Annotated in this window: 11 protein-coding genes; 10 read left to right on the top strand and 1 reads right to left on the bottom strand. The window is 54.8% G+C overall.

What is annotated here, in order from left to right; genetic code table 11:
- Positions 1 to 253: 253 nt before the first annotated feature.
- The 9 genes from L1D47_RS00240 to L1D47_RS00200 all read left to right on the top strand — a co-directional run bounded on the left by L1D47_RS00240 (position 254) and on the right by L1D47_RS00200 (position 14,495).
- Positions 254 to 1,291: a DcaP family trimeric outer membrane transporter gene (locus L1D47_RS00240; protein ID WP_239882099.1), complete on the top strand. Its 1,038-nt coding sequence runs from the start codon at positions 254 to 256 to the stop codon at positions 1,289 to 1,291.
- A gap of 119 nt (positions 1,292 to 1,410) precedes the next feature.
- Positions 1,411 to 2,208 (top strand): ABC transporter ATP-binding protein, encoded by a 798-nt coding sequence (locus L1D47_RS00235; RefSeq protein WP_239851525.1) that lies wholly within the window; start codon positions 1,411 to 1,413, stop codon positions 2,206 to 2,208.
- On the top strand, positions 2,208 to 4,175 hold the full coding sequence (locus tag L1D47_RS00230; RefSeq protein ID WP_239882098.1) for a long-chain fatty acid--CoA ligase: 1,968 nt from the start codon (positions 2,208 to 2,210) through the stop codon (positions 4,173 to 4,175). Before L1D47_RS00235 ends, L1D47_RS00230 begins: the two co-directional genes overlap by 1 nt.
- Positions 4,172 to 5,065, top strand: a complete 894-nt coding sequence (locus L1D47_RS00225) for a branched-chain amino acid ABC transporter permease (protein ID WP_041509297.1) — start codon at positions 4,172 to 4,174, stop codon at positions 5,063 to 5,065. The genes L1D47_RS00230 and L1D47_RS00225 overlap by 4 nt, the downstream gene beginning before the upstream one ends.
- A gap of 60 nt (positions 5,066 to 5,125) precedes the next feature.
- On the top strand, positions 5,126 to 6,199 hold the full coding sequence (locus L1D47_RS00220) for a branched-chain amino acid ABC transporter permease (protein ID WP_239882097.1): 1,074 nt from the start codon (positions 5,126 to 5,128) through the stop codon (positions 6,197 to 6,199).
- 139 nt (positions 6,200 to 6,338) lie between these two features.
- Complete coding sequence (locus tag L1D47_RS00215) at positions 6,339 to 7,583, top strand: ABC transporter substrate-binding protein (RefSeq protein WP_239882158.1); 1,245 nt, start codon at positions 6,339 to 6,341, stop codon at positions 7,581 to 7,583.
- A 63-nt stretch (positions 7,584 to 7,646) separates the two neighbouring features.
- Positions 7,647 to 8,465: an ABC transporter ATP-binding protein gene (locus L1D47_RS00210; RefSeq protein WP_239882096.1), complete on the top strand. Its 819-nt coding sequence runs from the start codon at positions 7,647 to 7,649 to the stop codon at positions 8,463 to 8,465.
- Between the two features lie 8 nt (positions 8,466 to 8,473).
- Positions 8,474 to 9,700 carry an AMP-binding protein gene (locus L1D47_RS00205; protein WP_239882095.1) on the top strand — a complete coding sequence of 409 codons (1,227 nt, stop codon included), beginning with the start codon at positions 8,474 to 8,476 and terminating at the stop codon, positions 9,698 to 9,700.
- A 178-nt stretch (positions 9,701 to 9,878) separates the two neighbouring features.
- Complete coding sequence (locus L1D47_RS00200) at positions 9,879 to 14,495, top strand: PKD domain-containing protein (RefSeq protein ID WP_239882094.1); 4,617 nt, start codon at positions 9,879 to 9,881, stop codon at positions 14,493 to 14,495.
- A 100-nt stretch (positions 14,496 to 14,595) separates the two neighbouring features.
- Here the strand turns inward: L1D47_RS00200 and L1D47_RS00195 are convergent, their stop codons facing one another.
- Positions 14,596 to 16,305, bottom strand: a complete 1,710-nt coding sequence (locus L1D47_RS00195) for a proline--tRNA ligase (RefSeq protein WP_239882093.1) — start codon at positions 16,303 to 16,305, stop codon at positions 14,596 to 14,598.
- Positions 16,306 to 16,517: 212 nt separating this feature from the next.
- On the opposite strand from L1D47_RS00195, the gene L1D47_RS00190 reads away from it, so the two are divergent.
- A complete protein-coding gene (locus L1D47_RS00190; RefSeq protein ID WP_239882092.1) occupies positions 16,518 to 16,790 on the top strand; it encodes a hypothetical protein in 273 nt (90 codons plus the stop codon).
- The last annotated feature ends 78 nt before the right edge of the window (positions 16,791 to 16,868 follow it).

Here is a 16,868-nt window from a genome sequence, read left to right as displayed (position 1 = left end):
CACTTATCCTATCTTTTCAGGAGCTTATCTCGCCATCCCGGCTCACTCCTTTTATTTTGTTATTCAAGCCAACATATCACAGTTAAGGCCAAAGTCGGCATTTACGGCCATCGACTTAAGTATTAGTGCTTACTGTCTAAGTCTCACGTATTGCGCCCTTTGGCCTACTACCGCTGCATTACTACCTATTCCCAATTGAGGCAAAGGAGGCATTTCTCCATCTTGAATGCAACCACAAAAGGGGATAATCAAGATGATATCAACAATAAAAAAACTCTCGCTCGCAACTTCACTTGGCCTTATGGCCAGTTCGGCCATGGCTGGCTATGACTTTAATGTCGGCGACGACGGCAAGCTGTCGTTCGGCGGCTACCTCAAGGTCGATGCCCGTTATGTTAACGGCGACGTCGGCTATCGCGACTTCTGGATTGGCACAGGCACGCCGCTCGAAGAGAGCGCGTCACAGTTCCGTATCTTCGCCAACGAGTCTCGTTTCAATACCAAGTATGTTCACGGCGACGTGATGGGTTTCATCGAGATGGATTTCCTCGGCGGTGGCGGTAACCAGGTGGTGTCTAACTCGGCCCATCCGCGTCTGCGTCATGCCTTCATCAAGTACAAAGACTTAACCGTGGGTCAGACCTGGACCACCTTCATGAACACCAGCGCCATCCCGGAAACCGCCGACTTTGCCAGTGCCACAGTCGGTTTGGCCTTCGTGCGTCAGGGGCAGATCCGCTATGACATAGGTGGCTTCCAGGTCTCTATCGAGAACCCAGAGAGTCACGGCGGTGATACCGCTAACGACGATCTGCCGGACGTAGTGGCTCGTTATAACTTCAAGGGCGACTGGGGTAACGTCTCCATCTCGGCCCTGGGCCGTCAGCTCAACACCCTGGGCGGCAACAGCGAAACCGCCTTCGGTGGCTCTATCGCCGGTCGCATCAACACCTTCGGTAAAGACGACCTGCGTTTCCAGTTCCACCAGGGGGAAGTGGGCCGCTATGTGGGCCTTGGGGTGACGCCAGATCTTATCGGTGAAGAGGTGGAAACTACCACCTCATATCTGGCGGCCTACCGTCACTACTGGACAGACACCCTGCGCAGCACCTTCCTGTATGGCCGTATCGAGACCGACGAGTCGGATGCGGATCGCAGCCAGTGGAGCGTCAACCTGTTCCAAAACCTGACACCGGCACTGGCCGTGGGCATCGAAGTGGGTAACTTCGCCCTGGACGACCAGAACGTCGATTCTAACTACGCACAGTTCTCAATGCGTTACGCCTTGTAAGTGCTCTTGGGGGAGGGTTTCCTCCCCGCTTTTTTTACCCGTTTAACCCTCGTCCTGGCATGTGCCGGGGCGACTCATCGCCGAAACACCCAGGCAGAGCCGTTTAAAGGAGTAGGGTTGTGAAAGATACCATTTTAACTGTCGATCAGATCTCGCTCGCATTTGGTGGGGTAAAGGCCCTGACCGATGTGAGCTTCGAGGTCGAGCGCGGCGCCGTGTTTTCGATTATCGGTCCCAACGGGGCGGGTAAGACCTCGATGCTCAACAGCATCTCGGGTCGCTACCGTCCACAGAAGGGGACGATTCATTTCGATAATCAGGATGTCACCCATCTCAGACCCAATGCCCGTGCCGATCTCGGCATAGGCCGTACCTTTCAAAACCTGGCGCTGTTTGGTCACATGTCGGTGCTGGACAACATCATGGTGGGCCGTCACCACCTGATGAAGAACAACTGGCTCACCGGCCCGCTCTACTGGGCGTCTCCGGCGCAGAAAGAGGAGCTGACCCATCGCCGTCAGGTGGAGGAGATCATCGACTTTCTCGACATCTCCCATGTGCGCAAATCTATCGCCGGCACCCTCTCTTACGGCCTGCGCAAGCGAGTTGAGCTGGCACGTGCCATGGCCCTCAATCCTAAGCTGATTTTGCTCGACGAGCCGATGGCGGGGATGAACCTGGAGGAGAAGGAGGATATGGCCCGCTATATCCTGGATCTCAACGAAGAATTTGGCATTACCGTGGTGATGATTGAACACGACATGGGGGTGGTGATGGATATCTCCCATGAGGTGATGGTGCTCGATTTCGGTAAGAAACTGATCTGTGGCCTGCCCGAGGCGGTGATGGCCGACGAGCACGTGAGACAGGCCTATTTAGGCCTTGAAGATGACGAGCAATTACAAGAGGTTGGCTAATGACTCAGGTAAATAATGCGTCGACGGCGCGGGCCTTCGACATGGGCTCTCTCGACACCTTTCCCAAGATCCTGCGCCATAATGCGGCCAACTGGGGTAGCGAGGTCGCCATGCGCGAGAAGGAGTTCGGCATCTGGACCGAATTCAGCTGGCAAGATTATCACAACCGGGTGAAGTGGATGGCGCTGGCCTTTGACCACCTGGGTATCGAGTCCCACAGCACCATCGCCCTGCTGGGGGAGAATCGTCCCGAGTGGGTCTGGGGCGAAGTCGCCGCCCATGCGCTGGCCTGTTTCTCTCTGGGTGTCTATCAAGACTCGCTGCACGAAGAGGTGGCCTATCTGCTCAATCGCAGCGAGGCCAAGGTGATCGTCGCCGAAGATGAGGAGCAGTGTGACAAGCTGCTGGAGCTGGGCGACAGCATCCCTTCGGTGAAATATATCGTCTACTGTGACCCGCGCGGCATGCGTAAATATGACGACCCACGCCTTATCAGCGTCGAGGAGATCTATCGAATCGGCCAGGAGGTGGACAACACAGATCCGCGCCGTTACGACAACCTGGTGGATGCGGGCAAGGCGGAGAACATCGCCATCTACTGCACCACCTCGGGCACTACCTCTAAGCCCAAAATCGTATTGCTACAGGGCAGCAAGTTTATCGACCATTGCTGTTCCTACCTGCGGGCCGATCCCCGCGCGCCGGGCGACAACTATGTTTCCGTGCTGCCGCTGCCCTGGATCATGGAGCAGGTTTATGCTGTGGGCCAGGCGCTTATCGCCCGTCAGATCGTTAACTTCGTCGAAGAGCAGGAAACCATGATGGCGGATCTGCGCGAGATAGGTCCAAGCTTCGTGCTGCTGGCACCTCGGGTGTGGGAAGGGATCCTCGCCGACGTCAAGGCGCGCATGATGGACTCGACACCTTTCAAGCAGAAGCTGTTCGACTTTGCCATGAAGCGCGCCGAGCAGCGTCTGGCCGAGGGCCGACGCTCTAAGCTGGCCGATATCGTGCTGATGAAGGCGCTGCGTGACCGCTTGGGCTTCTCTTTCCTCAAGTCGGCGGCCACAGGCGGCGCGGCCATGGGGCCAGATACCTTCAAGTTCTTCCAGGCGATAGGCGTGCCGCTGCGTCAGCTCTATGGTCAGACAGAGATGTGCGGCGCCTACACCATACACCAAGAAGATGACGTGGATTACGACACGGTAGGCGTGGCCTTCGATACCGCCGAGCTTAAGGTGATCAACACCGACAGCGAAGGGGTGGGTGAGGTGATTGCCAAGACGGTGGGCATGTTCAACGGCTACCTGGGCGATCAGGCCGCCTATGAGGAAGATGTCAAAGATGGCTGGATGCACACAGGGGACGCAGGTTACTTCAAGCCGTCGGGCCATCTGGTGGTGATCGACCGCATCAAAGACTTGGCCAAGACCAGCCAGGGCATTCAGTACTCGCCGCAATATATTGAGAATAAGCTCAAGTTCTCCTCCTTCATCGGTGAGGCGGTGATTCTGGGCAAGGACAAGCCTTATCTGTCCGCCATCTTGTGTATCCGCTTCAGCATCGTCTCCAAGTGGGCCGAGCAGCAGGGGCTGGCCTTTACCAACTACACCAACCTGTCGAGTCTGCCCGAGGTCTATGAGCAGCTGCAGGCGGAGGTGGAGCAGGTGAACCAGACTCTGCCCGAGGCGCAGAAGATCAACAAGTTTGTGCTGCTCTACAAGGAGCTGGACGCCGATGACGGCGAGCTGACCCGTACCCGTAAGGTGAGACGTGGCGTCATCGCCGACAAGTATGGCGAGATCATCGAGGCCATTTATGGCGACCAGCCCCATGTGGATATCGATACCGTGATCACCTTCCAGGACGGTACCAAGTCGCGCATTCAAACCCAAGTCAAGGTGGCGACAGTGATCGCGCCACAGCATCGTCTCGAGGGCGACGCCACTCAAAGGAGAGCATCATGAACTTTGAACTCTTATTGCAACTCATCGTCAACGGCCTGATCGTCGGCCTGCTGTATGGCGTGGTGGGTATGTGTTTCGTGTTGGTGTACAAGTCGACCCAGATCGTTAACTTTGCCCAGGGCGAGTTTCTGCTGGTGGGGGCCTGGGTCTGCTGGGCATTTCTCACCTATTTCCAGCTGCCGTTTTTTGTCGGCTTCCTGTTCACCCTCTGTTTCATGGCGGTGTTCGGCGTGCTGCTGCAGATGATAGTGCTGCGCCCCATGATCGGTGAGCCCATCATCTCGGTGATCATGGTGACTATCGGCCTGTCTATCTTCTTCCAGTCGCTGACCAAGTGGATATTCGGCGTCTCGCCACAGAGCTACCCTAAGGTGTTCGATACCCAGTCTATCGCCATCTTCGGCCTCAACATCGAGCTGGCGTACCTGATGAGTACCATCATCGCCATCTTGATCATGGCCGCCTTCTTCCTCTTCTTTAAATACTCCAAGCATGGCCTGGCAATGCGTGCCACGGCGTTTGACCAGCAGGTGGCCCAGAGCCTGGGGATCTCGGTCAAGCAGGTGTTTGCCATGAGCTGGGGCATTGCCGCGACCGTCTCGGCCACGGCCGGTGTGGTGATAGGCATGGTGAACGGCGTATCAGACTCGCTCTCGACTATAGGCATCAAGGTGTTCCCTGCGGTGATCTTGGGCGGACTGGACTCAATCGTCGGCGCCATCGTCGGTGGCGTGGTGATAGGCGTACTGGAAAACGTTGCCGAGTTCTTCGACAGCCAATGGCTGCATGTGGGCAACCTGTACAACATCGCCCCCTTCTATGTGCTGTTGGTGATTCTCTGGTTCAAGCCCTATGGCCTGTTCGGCACCCGCGACATCGAGCGCATCTAAGGAGCATAGCCATGACACACCTAATTACGTTCGACCCTATTGCAGTTCAAGGAGTTTTCTATGTCTAGTTTAGCGATGCGCCCGTGCGGGGATTTTCGCACCAGCTATAAGGCTGACAACACGATTTTTGAGACCAAGACCATACGCCTGGTGACCTGCCTGGTGATCGCGCTGGCCTGCGCCGCGCCCCTGGTACTCGATGGTTACTTTCTGACCCTGTTTATTCAGATCTCTTACTTAGGCATTGCCGCGCTGGGGCTCAATATCCTGGTGGGCTTCACTGGGCAGATCTCCCTGGGGCACGGCGCCTTCTTCGGCTTCGGCGCCTTCGCCTCGGCCTGGCTCAACACCAGTTTTAACATCCCTGTGGTGTTTTGTATTCCGCTGGCGGGCTTTCTCACCATGGGCGTCGGCATGATGTTCGGTATGCCGGCGGCGCGAATCAAGGGGCTCTATCTGGCCATCGCCACCCTGGCGGCGCAGTTCATCATTCAGGACTTCTTCGGCCGCGCCGAGTGGTTTACCGGCGGTGCGTCCGGGGCCATGGCGGCGCCCGTCAGCCTGTTCGGTTTCGACTTCGATACCGATATGAGCTTCTACTTCATCGCCCTGTTTGCCTTGGTGTTCATGTACATCTGGGGCTGTAACCTGATGCGTAGCCGTGACGGCCGCGCCTTCGTGGCGGTGCGCGACCACTATCTGTCGGCGGAGATCATGGGGGTCAAGCTCAACAAGTACCGTCTGCTGTCCTTCGGTATCTCCTCCTTCTACGCCGGGATAGGTGGCGCCCTCTATGGCCACTACCTGGGCTATGTCTCGTCCGAGGGCTTCACCATCTTAATGTCGATTCAGTTCCTGGCCATGGTGATCATCGGTGGCCTGGGCTCAATCAAGGGCACTCTGATGGGCGTGGTGTTCATGGTGCTACTGCCCGAGGTGTTAGAGGGGATAGTCGGCCTGATGAAATACACTGACTTTGGCAACCTGCCCATGGTCACCGACGGCCTGGCCTATATCAAGGAGATGGCTATCGGCCTGGTGATCATCCTGTTCCTCATCTTCGAGCCCGAGGGACTGGCCCATCGCTGGGGACAGATCAAGAACTACTGGAAGTGCTACCCCTTCGCCTACTAAATCGAAGACAGATAAGGGCGAGAACAAATCAATTTGCTGTAAAACCGACACAGTTTGAATCGCAATGAGCGTTAAACCTGGCTGTAGCGCTGCCTTAACCGCATTCAATCTTTATGGATCATGTTGAAGGAAGAAAATGATGACTAAAAAAATACTGCTTAGCACCACGCTTGCTTGTTTAACCTTTGCCGCTGGCGCCGCCCAGGCCGAAGACAGTGTCTTTGTTGGCCACCTTGCTGACATGTCGGGGCCTACTGCCTTCGTGGGTAAGCCCTACGCCGACGGCGTGCGTGACGCCCTGGCCTATATCAATGCCCACGGCGGTATCGACGGCACTCAGCTGGAGTATGAGACCATAGATTACGCCTACAAGGTGCCCCAGGCGATTGCTTCCTATAAGAAGTGGCTATCGCGCAAGAACATGGTGGCCATGCAGGGCTGGGGCACGGCCGACACCGAGGCGCTGATCTCCTTTGCCGCCAAGGATAAGACGCCTATCTTCTCTGCCTCCTATTCGGGCCACCTGACAGACCCTCAGGGTAAGAACCCTAAGACCACTAAGCCGGCGCCTTATAACTTCTTCTATGGCGCATCCTATTCAGATGCCTGTCGTGGCCTGGTGCAGTGGGCGGCCGATGACTGGAAGGCCAAGGGCGGTAAGGGCAAGCCTAAGTTTACCCATATTGGCGCCAACCATCCTTTCCCTAACGCGCCTAAAGAGGCCTGCGCCGAATACGCCACCGAGCTGGGCTTTGACGTGCAGCCCTCTGTGGTGATCTCCATGAAGCCGGGCGATTTCAAGGCCCAGTGTCTGAGCCTCAAGAGTTCGGGCACCAACTACGGCTATATCGGTAACTTGGGGGGCTCGGTGCAGTCGCTGATCAAGTCTTGTGACACTGTGGGTACCGATATCCAGTTTATGTCTAACATCTGGGGCGGCGACAAGCTGGTGTTTAAGGCGGCCGGTGAGGGGGTAAGAAACTATATTTTCCCAACCATGACGCCGTTCTGGACCGATGATGTACCCGGCATGAAGCTAGTACGTGAGATCTCGAAAATGTCTGACAGCACGGGCACAGAGGAGCGCCTGCATCACTATATCCGCGGCGTCTGTTCGACCTACTTCATGAAGGAGTCGATGGAGTGGGCCAAGGCCAACGGCGGTATTACGGGTGAGAATGTGAAGAAGGGCATGTACGCACACAAAAACTGGGTGCCTAAGGGACTAGAGGGCGTCTGCCTGGCAGCCACCTGGACCCCAGAGGATCACCGCGGCATCAACCAGGTCAACATCTACAAGGGTAACTTTAACCATGGCGACATCAAGGTCGAAAAGGTTAATCAGGTGACCCTTGAGCGTCGCGTCGACTGGTTAGGCTATTAATCTCTTTTCCATCTGCCGGGTAAGGGAGTCTTGCTCGGCCCGCTTCTTGACCTTGGAGTTGTTATGACACAAGCAGTGCAGTTAAAGCCCGAGACACCACTTCTCTCGATCAACAATATTGAAGTGGTCTATGACGATGTGATCCAGGTGCTACGCGGCGTGAGCATAGAGGTGCCCCAGGGGGAGATAGTTACCCTGCTCGGGCCAAACGGCGCAGGTAAGTCCACCACCCTTAAGGCGATCTCAGGCTTGCTTAAGACGGAAAATGGCGAAGTATCCCGCGGGGATATTCATTTCATGGGCGAGCGTATCGACGTGAAAAACGCCGATGAGGTGGTGCGCTCTGGCCTGTTTCAGGTGATGGAGGGGCGCCGTATCGTTGAGGATATGACGGTGATCGAAAACCTGAAACTGGGCGCCTATACCCGCCGTGATGGTCAGGTGAACCAGGATATCGAGATGGTGTTCAACTACTTCCCGCGCCTCAAGGAGCGCACCGGGCTGGCGGGTTACTTGTCGGGCGGTGAGCAGCAGATGCTGGCCATCGGCCGCGCCCTCATGGCCAGGCCTAAGATGATCTGCTTGGACGAACCCTCTATGGGCCTCTCGCCCCTGTTGGTCAAAGAGGTATTTGGCATCATAGAGAAGATCAACCGCGAGCAGGGAATTACCATGTTGCTGGTGGAGCAAAACGCCAACTATGCCCTCAAGGCCGCTAACTATGGCTACATCATGGAGTCGGGCAAGATAGTGCTCGACGGCACCAAGGCCCAACTGCTCAACAACGAAGATGTGAAGGAGTTCTATCTGGGGGGCGGCAACGAGACCCGCAAGAGCTTCAAGAACTTAAAGTCCTATAAACGCCGTAAGCGTTGGCTGTAGGAGGCAATATGGCCGAGTATTTCAAACCCCAAGAGGCTATCGCCCCTGCCGAGCGCGAACAGCAACTGATGGCGGCGCTGCCCAAGCAGCTAGACTATGCCAGCCGTCATTGCGACTACTTTGCCCGCTTGTTTGAGGGGGTCTGCCTCACTCAGATTAATAGCCGTGAGGCGCTGGCAACCCTACCCATTACCCGTAAGGCCGACCTGATCCGCCTGCAGGCAGAGCAGCCACCCTTTGCCGGCATGACGCCAGACAGGCCAAGTGGCCGCATCTTCCAGTCGCCAGGGCCTATCCTAGACCCCGAATGTGACGGCCATGACTGGTGGCGCATGGGCCAGGCCTTCTTCGCCGCCGGCTTCCGCCCCGGCGATATTGTGCAGAACTGCCTAGCCTACCACCTGACGCCCGGCGGCTTCATCATGGACTCGGGCGCCCAGGCCTGTGGCTGCAAAGTGATCCCCGCGGGTCCTGGACAGACCGAGATGCAGCTGGCGCTGATAGGCTCAATCAAACCCAATGGCTACTGCGGCACCCCCTCGTTTCTCAACATACTGCTGGAGAAAGGCAGGGAGCAGGGGATGGACACCAGCTCGATCACTAAGGCGCTGGTGTCCGGCGAGGCGTTAACCCCATCCCTCAAGGCCAGCTTCGAGGCGGCGGATATCGACGTCAAGCAGGCCTACGTCACCGCAGATCTGGGGCTTATCGCCTTCGAGAGCGTCTCGGGTGAAGGGCTTGTGGTGGCCGAAGAGATTATCGTCGAAATCGTGCGTCCCGGTACCCTGACACCTGTGCCCGAGGGCGAAGTGGGTGAGGTTGTGGTGACCAGCTTTAACCGCGATTATCCCCTGGTGCGCTTTGCCACCGGCGATCTGTCGGCCATTATGCCGGGCGCTAGCCCCTGTGGGCGCACCAACATGCGCATCAAGGGCTGGCTGGGACGCGCCGATCAGACCACTAAGGTGAAGGGGCTATTTGTACATCCTGAGCAGGTGGAGCGGGTACGCGCTCGTCATCCCGGCATTGTTAAGGTGCGACTGGTTGTCACCCGTCAGCAGGAGAATGATGTGATGCGCCTGTTGTGCGAGGTGGATGAGACGACGCGGCCACAGCTGGATGTCGCCGCCGTGCAGGCGTCGATCCGCGCCGAGACCCAACTATCAGGCGAGGTGGCCTTGGTGGCACCCGGGGCCTTGGCCGATGATGGGCTAGTGATTGAGGATCAGAGGTAATGGTCTAGGCTTCGTCTAGCCTGACTTTGAGGATAATGCCCGGCCTTGGAATAGGTTGGGCATTTTTGTTTCCTTGACCTACTTCGTTTGTATGATGTAAGGCGTTGTTTTAGCTATTTTGTTGCCTAATTTGTAATTATTGAACATAGTTAGTAAAAATATTGTGTGAGGGTGCGTTATGGATAAGATTAGGTTTTGTTGTGTGGTATTGGGATTAACATTGCTACATGGATGTAGTGGAGACAATCAAACTTCAGAAGAGCTTCCTCCTGTTAAGCCACCCGTTGAAGTGGTATTGCCAATAGCCGATGCCGGGCACCCTATTCGTGCCATGTCCGGTGCCAGTGTGGTTCTTAATGGCAGTGGCTCCCATGACCCAGATGGCAAACCGCTCACATTCCAGTGGCAACTGCTTGACAGGCCAGTTGGAAGTGCAGCCCAGCTGACAGACTCTTCAAGCCCTTACCCGGGACTGACACTCGACCGCCCCGGTGAATACCGTGTACAGCTGGTGGTTAATAATGGCAGCCAAAGCAGTAAGCCGGCCGTGGTGGTGATAACCGATACAGATACGCCTCCTGTCGCGAATGCCGGGGCAGATATTAAGCTGTCCGGCTCTGCCGCTGTGGTGCTCGATGGCAGTCAAAGCTTTGATGTGGATGGCGATAGCCTGAGTTATTCGTGGACACTGGTTGAGCGTCCTTCGGGAAGCGAGGCAACTCTCTATCGCGACATGACGGCCTTTCCTCTGTTGCAGCATGATGTTGCCGGTCAGTATATTGCTGAGCTGGTGGTGAGTGATGGCACGCTAACGAGCGCGCCGGACAGAGTCATTATCTCGGATACCAATACGGCGCCGGTTGCCAAACCTGTGGCAGGCGCTTTTACGGCTCTGGGCTCAGCTGTTCGCCTAAGCGGTTCAGGATCATATGATGCAGATGGCGACAGTTTAATTTATGAGTGGCATTTAGTGGCCAGACCAACGGGCAGTCAGGCTAATCTCTTGGATACTAGCATTGCCGAAACCAGTTTGACCCCAGATGTGGCAGGCGACTACATAGTGGCCTTGGTGGTGAAAGATGCCAGCACGACCAGCCAAACGGCCACAGTGACCATTCACGCCGCTTCTGCTGTAAACCGGATGCCCATAGCGGTAACCGGGCAGGACAGACAGATAGCTACTTCGCAGGAAGTGCATCTGGATGGCAGCGCCTCCCACGACCCGGACGGTGATACTTTAACCTACCGCTGGTCACTGGTGCATAAACCCGCTGCCAGTTTGACAACCCTCAGTGAGCCATTCAGTGTCCATCCTTTCTTTACCCCCGATGTTCCCGGTAGCTATGTGGCGCAGCTAATCGTCAACGATGGTGCCCGAGACAGTTTGCCAGTGACTGTGCTGCTGACTGACACTAATTTGCCACCGGTGGCGCATGCGGGCAGCGATATCAAAGGCACCCCGGGGCAAACTGTGCTGCTCGATGGCAGTGCCTCCACCGATGGAAATGGTGATCCGCTCAGTTATCGTTGGAGTCTGGTGAGTCAGCCTCGGGGGAGTCAGGCTGTGCTTACCGATACAAGTGCTGCCCAGCCTGAACTCACCCTAGATATACAGGGCCATTACGTGGTGCAGCTTATTGTGAACGATGGTTACGCTGATAGTTCCCCGGACACTGTGGTGATAACCGATGTGAATCTCGCCCCAGTTGCCGATGCTGGTAGTGACCAAAAGGCCAGCAAAGGCAGTAGGGTGAACTTAAGTGGTAGTCGCTCCACAGATCCTGAGGGCCAAACACTCAGCTATCGCTGGAAATTATTGAGCCAGCCAGCAGGCAGTGCCGCCGTGCTGAGTGCTACCGACACCATAACGACTGACTTTGTGGCCGATGTCAGTGGCGATTACATCGTCCAGCTGGTGGTCAATGATGGTGAGCTCGACAGCACGCCCGCGACCGTCATAGTGCGTGATTTTGATAAAAACACCTTACCCGTGGCCTCTGCCGGCTTAGACTTGGCAGCTGAAGCAGGTCAGAGCATATTGCTCGATGGCAGCGCCTCCTACGATGCCGACGGCGATAGCCTGAGCTATCAGTGGGCGCTGCTGACCCGACCAAGTGGCAGCGCGGCTCAATTGACTGATGCCGTTAGTGCCAATCCGATGCTTAAAACCGATCTCGTGGGTGACTATGTCGTGCAGTTGGTGGTAAGTGACGGTAAGGGCAACAGTCTGCCTGATACCGTACTTATTCATGACATAGCCAAAAACGTTGCCCCTGTTGCCGATGCAGGCAGCGATAGACAAGTTGATCTAGGTAGCCAGGTGACTCTTAGTGGCCAGGCATCCTTTGATGCCAATGGTGATACCTTGAGTTACCGCTGGGCATTGCTCAGTAAGCCTGCCGCCAGTGCGGCCTCGCTGAGCAGTACCAGTCAGGCTAGTAGCCAGTTTACGCTGGATGTTGCAGGCAACTATGTTGCTCAGCTTATTGTTAATGATGGCAAGCTCGACAGTAGCCCGGTAACTGTGTCCATTAGCAATAAGCCAAGTACGGGCATAGCTACTAACCCAGTTCCCAGTGGTCATACGCTGATTTTAAGCAGTTCCTTAGGCGGTGAGGATCAGGTTGGTGGCCTCTATTCCATCAGCGAGAAGAACCTCAATGAAATACACTCGCTGATGAGTCTGAAGGGCAAACCTGGGGTACAGACAACTGACTATTTGGGCTTGGTGTTCAGCCCAGAGCGGGGCAAGTTCTTCTTTATGCTGCCAAATGAGGGCTTGTACGGCGGCGCGACCGTGATGAGCTTCGATCCGGTAACCAAAGCGGTGGAGGTGTTACGCCATATTGAGTATGAAGTCGTCAACGGTTATCGAGTTTATGGGTTTGCTAGCCGCTTGTTGATACACCCATCCGGAAACGCGCTGTTTGGTTTGGCCAAGTTTGGCAGTGTGTTGGATGCGGGGAGGGTGTTTTACCTGAACATAGATCCTGCCAGTGCGGATTATCTTAAATTTGCCTGGGTCGCAGACCTTGGTGCCCCCGATGCTAAGGGAGATACTTTTGGTCGCTCGCCACTGGCCCATATGCAATGGAATGGTGAAAACCGCATCTTTATTGCCAACTACAGTAGAGTGAATGCGACCAAGACCAATGTGTTTGAACTCATGCCTTCCAATTCAGCGGATTTAAGTCAGCCTTGGGTTCCCACTTCCTACCTCAACTCACGTTTTATTAGTGAATTTATCTACACCTACAGTGGCAATTACATCAGTACCTATGGAGACGCCTTTCTCAGTGCAAATAGCTTTGAGGATAAAACCATTTTTGATGTCAGCGACCGCGAAGGTGCAGGCCTTGGTACCGTCAATTCTGACTGCAGAAACAGCATGGGGGTATTCAGTTGGATTGGAAATAACCGCTACTCTGTTTGCAAAGGAATCGGTTCACAGGCCCCTTTGCTGACAGAAGTAAACACAGTGAATGGTAGTTCAAGCGATGTCAGACGCTTTTCCAATTGGGGAGGAGCAATCGCAACGGGAATTGCACCATCCACCACAGGAGGAGCGCTGTATATTGCTAATGGAGATAATGCGGCAACCGTTTTTGCTGATTTGGTGCGCAGTAGTGGTTCGAATGTGATTGGCGGCTACACGGTAAAACCTTCGCAGGTTCGCAGTGTCGGTGGTCTTAACTTTACAGATAGCGCATTTATTGTGGCTGGCGCAGACCGAGGTTATCTCTTCATGGGGGATCCTGGTGTCGCCGATTTCCCCAATGACAACATCAATGACAGGTACGTGTCTGTTTTAAGCTATGACGGCGGAGCGACCCGCAACGGTGCGATCGTCACTAAGGATCGTTTGGATGATAGCGTCACTGTAACCAGTCTGGGTTATGCGGCGGGCGCCTATCCGATTGGCAAACCGTTAGTGCATTCTAGCGGTAATATTTTCAGCGGAGTTTGGTTTGCGCCAGGGTTTGAAGGATGGGGGGCGACGTTCAGCTACGATCCAACTAATGCCCTGATCAAGTACGGAAGCGGTAACCAATCAGTCCGTCCAGGCATTGCGCTTAAAGAAGATTCGCAAGGGCAACTCATTGGCCTTGGAACCGACACTAACGATGCGTTCCGGCTGGTGCTGTACAGCATAGATCCGGACACCCTGGCCTATTCTGCCATTGCCAGTTTTGACAGTACCGGTCAGGCAGAGGCAACCACAGAAGTGGCTCTAAAAGACACTCAGGCATGGGTCATTTCAGACGCCAATCTCTATTGCTTTGATTTGCAAACAAAGGCGCGCGCCAATACAGGTTCCTTTGTCAGCAACGGGGCACATGCCCCCGTCAGAGCCATGACCTATTCTTCTGCGAGTAGCCACTGGTATTTACCTACGGCGGCAAGTGGTGTCAGTGGGGAGGGAACGATTCAACAAATCACCGATGATTGCGCAGCACCAATCAGAAGTGATGCCGTGACAGGCCTTGTGGATATTCCGTCTACCGCTTTGTTGGCGGCTTCTGACGGCAAGCTTTACTACGGAACCAAGAATGGTCTGCTGATGCAGTTTGATCCCTTGCTCAACCAGGTGCAGCAGTTTGCAACCTTGGGACAGGGGGAAGTCGTAGGTTATCTCACTGAAGACAGCAACGGTGACATTCTGGGCATAATGCGACAGAGTTCGGGGGATATATTGTTTGCAGCACCTTTGGCTGGAGGTGCGGTAACCGCTAAGGCGCTGCCAACTACCTCACCAGTAGACGCATATTACCCAGGCGTGGTAGAACTCAAATAGTTTGTTTAACCGCATTACAGTAATTTTAGAAAACCACAAACGCCCGGCAGATGCCGGGCGTTTGTGTAAGTGAACTCTTGTTTAAGCGAGTTTTATCGTCCTAGTTAGCAGACTTGATGAAGTCGACCATCTGCTCGAATGGGATCTCTTGCTTCTCACCGGTGCGACGGTTCTTGTACTCGAATACGCCGTTGTCGATGTTGCGATCGCCAATCACGATAACGTGTGGCAGGCCAATCAGCTCCATATCGGCAAACATCACGCCTGGACGCTCTTTACGGTCGTCGAATAGGACTTCGATACCTGCGTCGTTGAGATCTTGATACAGCTGCTCGGCCATATCTTTAACGCGATGCGACTTGTGCATGTTCATCGGCAGGATACCCACCTTGAAAGGTGCGATGGCGTCTGGCCAGATGATGCCGCGATCATCGTGGTTTTGCTCAATGGCGGCGGCCACGATACGGCTTACGCCGACACCGTAACAACCCATCAGCAGGGTCTGTGCCTTACCGTTCTCATCCAGTACGTTAGCGCCCATGGCTTCGGAGTAGTTGGTGCCTAGCTGGAAGATATGACCCACCTCGATACCGCGTAGCAAGCCGATGGTGCCTTTACCACATGGGCTAGGCTCACCTTCGAGTACGTTACGCAGGTCGGCAACCTGAGCCTGTGGCACATCGCGTTCCCAGTTGATGCCCACATAGTGCTTACCGTCTTGGTTGGCACCGGCGGCAAAGTCGCTCATCACGTTAACGCTGTGATCCACATACACAGGGATGGTCATGCCTACTGGGCCAAGTGAGCCGGGACCTGCCCCTAAGGCGGCGCGGATTTCAGCTTCGTCGGCCATCTCGAACGGTGAAAGTACCGCGTCGAGTTTTTCAACTTTGACTTCGTTCAGTTCATGGTCGCCGCGAACGATCACAGCAACCAGTGGTGTGTCTTCGCTGGCACCCTTAACGATAATCGTTTTAACGGTTTTTTCGATGGCGATACCGTGCTGCTCAACCAACTCTTCGATGGTCTTGGCGTTTGGTGTGTCGATAACGCTCATTTCCATGGTGGCGGCGCCGCGTGGCTCGCTTGGAATGGGCGCTTCGGCCTTCTCGATGTTGGCGGCGTAATCGCTCTCGGTTGAGTAAGCGATTAAGTCTTCACCACTGTTCGCCAATACATGGAACTCGTGTGACATGCTGCCACCGATAGAACCTGTGTCGGCCAGTACCGGACGGAAAGCCAGACCCATGCGGCCTAAAATGTTGCTGTAGGCGGTATACATGGCCTCATAGGTTTCATCCATGGTCTGCTGGTCCAGATGGAAAGAGTAGGCATCTTTCATCAGGAACTCACGTGAGCGCATCACGCCGAAACGGGGACGCACTTCGTCGCGGAACTTCGTCTGGATCTGATACAGGTTAAGTGGCAACTGCTTGTAGGAGTTAACCTCTTTACGAATGATGTCGGTGATCACCTCTTCGTGAGTCGGGCCCAGAACGAAGTCGCGGTTATGTCTGTCTTGGAAACGTAGCAGCTCGGGGCCAAATTTTTCCCAACGGCCCGTTTCAACCCAAAGATCCGCCGGCTGGACCATGGGCATTAAGATCTCAACAGCACCTGCATTATTCATCTCTTCGCGAACGATCGCTTCGACCTTGCGCAGCACACGTAAGCCTGTCGGCAACCAGCTGTATAGGCCAGAAGCGTTACGGCGTATCATACCGGCGCGTAGCATTAATTGATGACTGATCACCTCAGCGTTTGCTGGGGTCTCTTTTTGTGTTGAAAGCAGGTACTTGCTAACTCGCATTCCCAATATCCAGTTGTGTTATGAAATAGGCCGACATTTTAGCACCCTGACGTTTGATGTCACCTAGTTTGTTGGCTGCCACAGCCTTGTCAGTGGCAGGTAAATATAATTTTTGCTTTGCTAGTGATCAATCGAGATAAATTGCGTAAAGTACGAGACTTTTTAAAGGGCTGCGTGAGGTAAGCTGTAGTCATCTTTCACAAAGGATAATCATGAAAATGAAGTATTTTGTTGTCTTTGCACTGATCTTAGGGGTTGTTGTGATACTTCCTAAGCTCGAGACCACCTATCAGAAGGCGACCCTGAGCAACGACAAGGGGGAGACGGTGCAGTGTGAGGTGAGTTGGACCGGGTTTGGCTTCGGTGAAACCCTATCAGACGGCAAGTATCAACAGTGTATCGACGACTATATCGACCAGGGCTATGTGATCAGCCGCAACGAGAAGCGGGTTGAGAAGGTAGGGGCCCAGCTGCTGAGTCTTTGATATCAGCCTTTTAAATTGATGCTAGGCAAAAAAATGCCAGCCTATTTAGGGAATAGGCTGGCGAAGGGCTAGCTGGGA

Source organism: Shewanella sp. Isolate7 (genome assembly GCF_022398425.1).
GTDB lineage: Bacteria > Pseudomonadota > Gammaproteobacteria > Enterobacterales > Shewanellaceae > Shewanella.
The sequence above is the reverse complement of the archived record's forward strand: the minus strand, read 5'-3'. Positions and strand labels throughout refer to the sequence as shown.

Excerpts from the sequence above, each read along its gene's own strand:
- L1D47_RS00240 (WP_239882099.1), top strand. The coding sequence starts at position 254 with ATGATATCAACAATAAAAAAACTCTCGCTCGCAACTTCACTTGGCCTT.
- L1D47_RS00230 (WP_239882098.1), top strand. The coding sequence starts at position 2,208 with ATGACTCAGGTAAATAATGCGTCGACGGCGCGGGCCTTCGACATGGGC.
- L1D47_RS00225 (WP_041509297.1), top strand. The coding sequence starts at position 4,172 with ATGAACTTTGAACTCTTATTGCAACTCATCGTCAACGGCCTGATCGTC.
- L1D47_RS00220 (WP_239882097.1), top strand. The coding sequence starts at position 5,126 with ATGTCTAGTTTAGCGATGCGCCCGTGCGGGGATTTTCGCACCAGCTAT.
- L1D47_RS00215 (WP_239882158.1), top strand. The coding sequence starts at position 6,339 with ATGACTAAAAAAATACTGCTTAGCACCACGCTTGCTTGTTTAACCTTT.
- L1D47_RS00210 (WP_239882096.1), top strand. The coding sequence starts at position 7,647 with ATGACACAAGCAGTGCAGTTAAAGCCCGAGACACCACTTCTCTCGATC.
- L1D47_RS00205 (WP_239882095.1), top strand. The coding sequence starts at position 8,474 with ATGGCCGAGTATTTCAAACCCCAAGAGGCTATCGCCCCTGCCGAGCGC.
- L1D47_RS00200 (WP_239882094.1), top strand. The coding sequence starts at position 9,879 with ATGGATAAGATTAGGTTTTGTTGTGTGGTATTGGGATTAACATTGCTA.
- L1D47_RS00195 (WP_239882093.1), bottom strand. The coding sequence starts at position 16,305 with ATGCGAGTTAGCAAGTACCTGCTTTCAACACAAAAAGAGACCCCAGCA.
- L1D47_RS00190 (WP_239882092.1), top strand. The coding sequence starts at position 16,518 with ATGAAAATGAAGTATTTTGTTGTCTTTGCACTGATCTTAGGGGTTGTT.